This window comes from Pseudomonas sp. RIT-PI-q, assembly GCF_001297125.1.
In the GTDB taxonomy this organism is placed as follows: domain Bacteria; phylum Pseudomonadota; class Gammaproteobacteria; order Pseudomonadales; family Pseudomonadaceae; genus Aquipseudomonas.
Genome location: NZ_LHPC01000065.1, coordinates 1 through 3,295, shown reverse-complemented (window position 1 = coordinate 3,295; position 3,295 = coordinate 1). Strand labels below are relative to the sequence as shown.

General features: G+C 51.4%; 2 rRNA genes. Both read left to right on the top strand.

The annotated features are described in order from the left end of the window. The first annotated feature begins 103 nt into the window (after positions 1–103). A 23S ribosomal RNA gene (locus AEQ67_RS31505) occupies positions 104–2,995 on the top strand. Positions 2,996–3,154: 159 nt separating this feature from the next. After that, positions 3,155–3,270, top strand: a 5S ribosomal RNA gene (gene rrf, locus AEQ67_RS31500). Positions 3,271–3,295: the final 25 nt, after the last annotated feature.

Below are 3,295 nucleotides of genomic sequence, written 5' to 3'. Positions count from 1 at the left end.
GGATCAGGCTAAGGTAAAATTTGTGAGTTGCTCTTAATTGAGTATGATCGAATTTTCGGCGAATGTCGTCTTCACAGTATAACCAGATTGCTTGGGGTTATATGGTCAAGTGAAGAAGCGCATACGGTGGATGCCTTGGCAGTCAGAGGCGATGAAAGACGTGGTAGCCTGCGAAAAGCTTCGGGGAGTCGGCAAACAGACTGTGATCCGGAGATGTCTGAATGGGGGAACCCACCTAACATAAGTTAGGTATCTTAAGCTGAATACATAGGCTTAAGAAGCGAACCAGGGGAACTGAAACATCTAAGTACCCTGAGGAAAAGAAATCAACCGAGATTCCCTTAGTAGTGGCGAGCGAACGGGGACTAGCCCTTAAGTGGCTTTGAGATTAGCGGAACGCTCTGGAAAGTGCGGCCATAGTGGGTGATAGCCCTGTACGCGAAAATCTCTTGGTCATGAAATCGAGTAGGACGGAGCACGAGAAACTTTGTCTGAATATGGGGGGACCATCCTCCAAGGCTAAATACTACTGACTGACCGATAGTGAACTAGTACCGTGAGGGAAAGGCGAAAAGAACCCCGGAGAGGGGAGTGAAATAGATCCTGAAACCGTATGCGTACAAGCAGTGGGAGCCCACTTTGTTGGGTGACTGCGTACCTTTTGTATAATGGGTCAGCGACTTATTTTCAGTGGCGAGCTTAACCGAATAGGGGAGGCGTAGCGAAAGCGAGTCTTAATAGGGCGTCTAGTCGCTGGGAATAGACCCGAAACCGGGCGATCTATCCATGGGCAGGTTGAAGGTTGGGTAACACTAACTGGAGGACCGAACCGACTACCGTTGAAAAGTTAGCGGATGACCTGTGGATCGGAGTGAAAGGCTAATCAAGCTCGGAGATAGCTGGTTCTCCTCGAAAGCTATTTAGGTAGCGCCTCATGTATCACTGTAGGGGGTAGAGCACTGTTTCGGCTAGGGGGTCATCCCGACTTACCAAACCGATGCAAACTCCGAATACCTACAAGTGCCGAGCATGGGAGACACACGGCGGGTGCTAACGTCCGTCGTGAAAAGGGAAACAACCCAGACCGTCAGCTAAGGTCCCAAAGTTATGGTTAAGTGGGAAACGATGTGGGAAGGCTTAGACAGCTAGGAGGTTGGCTTAGAAGCAGCCACCCTTTAAAGAAAGCGTAATAGCTCACTAGTCGAGTCGGCCTGCGCGGAAGATGTAACGGGGCTCAAACCATACACCGAAGCTACGGGTATCACTTAGGTGATGCGGTAGAGGAGCGTTCTGTAAGCCTGTGAAGGTGAGTTGAGAAGCTTGCTGGAGGTATCAGAAGTGCGAATGCTGACATGAGTAACGACAATGGGTGTGAAAAACACCCACGCCGAAAGACCAAGGTTTCCTGCGCAACGTTAATCGACGCAGGGTTAGTCGGTCCCTAAGGCGAGGCTGAAAAGCGTAGTCGATGGAAAACAGGTTAATATTCCTGTACTTCTGGTTATTGCGATGGAGGGACGGAGAAGGCTAGGCCAGCTTGGCGTTGGTTGTCCAAGTTTAAGGTGGTAGGCTGGAATCTTAGGTAAATCCGGGATTCTAAGGCCGAGAGCTGATGACGAGTTACCCTTTGGGTGACGAAGTGGTTGATGCCATGCTTCCAAGAAAAGCTTCTAAGCTTCAGGTAACCAGGAACCGTACCCCAAACCGACACAGGTGGTTGGGTAGAGAATACCAAGGCGCTTGAGAGAACTCGGGTGAAGGAACTAGGCAAAATGGCACCGTAACTTCGGGAGAAGGTGCGCCGGTGAGGGTGAAGCATTTACTGCGTAAGCCCATGCCGGTCGAAGATACCAGGCCGCTGCGACTGTTTATTAAAAACACAGCACTCTGCAAACACGAAAGTGGACGTATAGGGTGTGACGCCTGCCCGGTGCCGGAAGGTTAATTGATGGGGTTAGCTAACGCGAAGCTCTTGATCGAAGCCCCGGTAAACGGCGGCCGTAACTATAACGGTCCTAAGGTAGCGAAATTCCTTGTCGGGTAAGTTCCGACCTGCACGAATGGCGTAACGATGGCGGCGCTGTCTCCACCCGAGACTCAGTGAAATTGAAATCGCTGTGAAGATGCAGTGTATCCGCGGCTAGACGGAAAGACCCCGTGAACCTTTACTATAGCTTTGCACTGGACTTTGAATTTGCTTGTGTAGGATAGGTGGGAGGCTTTGAAGCGTGGACGCCAGTTCGCGTGGAGCCAACCTTGAAATACCACCCTGGCAACTTTGAGGTTCTAACTCAGGTCCGTTATCCGGATCGAGGACAGTGTATGGTGGGTAGTTTGACTGGGGCGGTCTCCTCCTAAAGAGTAACGGAGGAGTACGAAGGTGCGCTCAGACCGGTCGGAAATCGGTCGTAGAGTATAAAGGCAAAAGCGCGCTTGACTGCGAGACAGACACGTCGAGCAGGTACGAAAGTAGGTCTTAGTGATCCGGTGGTTCTGTATGGAAGGGCCATCGCTCAACGGATAAAAGGTACTCCGGGGATAACAGGCTGATACCGCCCAAGAGTTCATATCGACGGCGGTGTTTGGCACCTCGATGTCGGCTCATCACATCCTGGGGCTGAAGCCGGTCCCAAGGGTATGGCTGTTCGCCATTTAAAGTGGTACGCGAGCTGGGTTTAGAACGTCGTGAGACAGTTCGGTCCCTATCTGCCGTGGACGTTTGAGATTTGAGAGGGGCTGCTCCTAGTACGAGAGGACCGGAGTGGACGAACCTCTGGTGTTCCGGTTGTCACGCCAGTGGCATTGCCGGGTAGCTATGTTCGGAATAGATAACCGCTGAAAGCATCTAAGCGGGAAACTAGCCTCAAGATGAGATCTCACTGGGACCTTGAGTCCCCTGAAGGGCCGTCGAAGACTACGACGTTGATAGGTTGGGTGTGTAAGCGCTGTGAGGCGTTGAGCTAACCAATACTAATTGCCCGTGAGGCTTGACCATATAACACCCAAGCAATTTGACTACTCGAAAGAGCATCAGATTGCGGTGTGTGAAGACGAAACGAACCGAAAGTTCGAGATACTCACAAAACACCGACAACTATCACCTACCCAATTTGCTGAAGCGCGGCCGACCGGCCACGACTCAGTACCCGAATTTCTTGACGACCATAGAGCATTGGAACCACCTGATCCCATCCCGAACTCAGCAGTGAAACGATGCATCGCCGATGGTAGTGTGGGGTTTCCCCATGTGAGAGTAGGTCATCGTCAAGATTAAATTCCGAAACCCCTATCTGCG